The 1192-nt window shown below is 66.8% G+C and carries 3 protein-coding genes; 1 reads left to right on the top strand and 2 read right to left on the bottom strand.

From position 1 onward, the window contains the following. Both DRV96_RS17735 and DRV96_RS17730 read right to left on the bottom strand, forming a co-directional pair. The coding region (locus DRV96_RS17735; RefSeq protein WP_473199552.1) for a transposase at nucleotides 1-377 on the bottom strand (377 nt) is incomplete at its 3' end. Nucleotides 378-438: 61 nt separating this feature from the next. After that, nucleotides 439-858 carry a THxN family PEP-CTERM protein gene (locus DRV96_RS17730; protein WP_119293606.1) on the bottom strand — a complete coding sequence of 140 codons (420 nt, stop codon included), beginning with the start codon at nucleotides 856-858 and terminating at the stop codon, nucleotides 439-441. A 123-nt stretch (nucleotides 859-981) separates the two neighbouring features. Between DRV96_RS17730 and DRV96_RS18490 the strand changes: the two genes are divergently transcribed. Beyond that, a partial coding sequence (locus DRV96_RS18490; protein ID WP_210757106.1) for a hypothetical protein occupies nucleotides 982-1192 on the top strand: 211 nt, incomplete at its 3' end.

Genomic DNA, 1192 nt, shown 5'->3' with positions numbered 1-1192 from the left:
AGCCGCGCCAGCTCGCGCCCGCTGCCCACGCCTTCGAGCGTGGCGTACAGCCACAGCGCAAACAGGATGCGCGGGTCGATCGCCGCGCGTCCGGCATTGCTGCCGCGCGCCTTGATCGCATCGGTCAGCCGGCTCAGGTCCTGCCGCTCGACGTAGCCCCATACCAGCCGCGCTCGGTGGTCCTCGCCCAGCAGCGACTCCAGGTCCGATGCCCGCAGTTCGATCTGCTTGCGGTTGGGCTGCAGCAGCCGCGGCGGCTGCGCGCGCAGCGCAACGGCTCGCGCTTGCACGGCGGCCTGCACCGCTTGCTCATCGACGCGCGCCAAGTCCTCGAACAAAACCCCGGCCACGCTGTCTTGGTGCGTCGGATCGCTCATGCCCAACAGCAAGCCAGAGACATGCCAGCACGAGGGCAGCGGACGAAAAACTCTCACGCTCTCAGTCCCGACGAACTGCCGCGCGCCGACGCGCCAAGCCCGCGCCAAGCAGCGCCAGACCCGCAAGCGCCAGCGTGCCGGGCTCCGGAATCTCGAGCCGCTCCGTGGAAATCGTGAACCCGAACGACAACGGGTTGGACTGTCCCTCGATGGTCGTGAACCCCAGGCAGCCCGTGGTCGTGATCACGCCTGCCGCCGCGCAGATCGCGTTGTCGAGCACACCCAGTGCGCCGCCCGCAATCGGAAAGATGTTGATGAAGTACAGCTGCGACGCATCCGGGTACGGGAGCACGGCGTTCAGCAGCCCGGTCTTCAGGACGAAGATGTCGTTGCAGGGGTTGTTAGGCGGGCTGGGCGCGACGCACGACCCCGACACGTTGGGTGTCTCGGTGAACGCGATGTCGAAAGTCAGCGAAGGCAATGCGCCGGGTTGCGTGCCGAGAACGGTGGGGCCCCCCGCGTCAGAATTGTTGTCACCCCGATAGAACCTGGTCTTCGTTGAGTTCCAGGTTCATGTAGATGGTGGTGGCAGGCTGTGGAGCTTGTGGGCGAAGGCCTGCGCGGTGGGCAACGCGACAGCGTTGTCCACGGCAAGCTGGCCGGTGCGCGCAGCGCATCGCCCATAAATCCACAGCCTGCTCGGCCGCCGCATTTCGTAGACCCGGGGACGATGACAGAGAACGAGTTGGCTCGATACGGACAAGCATTCAAGGACCGCGCGGTAGCCAGGCTGCTGCCGCCGCACAGCGCCGCGC

Origin of the sequence: Azohydromonas sediminis (assembly GCF_003574675.1) — a bacterium.
In the GTDB taxonomy this organism is placed as follows: Bacteria; Pseudomonadota; Gammaproteobacteria; order Burkholderiales; family Burkholderiaceae_C; genus Calidifontimicrobium; species Calidifontimicrobium sediminis.
This window is presented reverse-complemented; position numbering and strand designations above follow the sequence as displayed.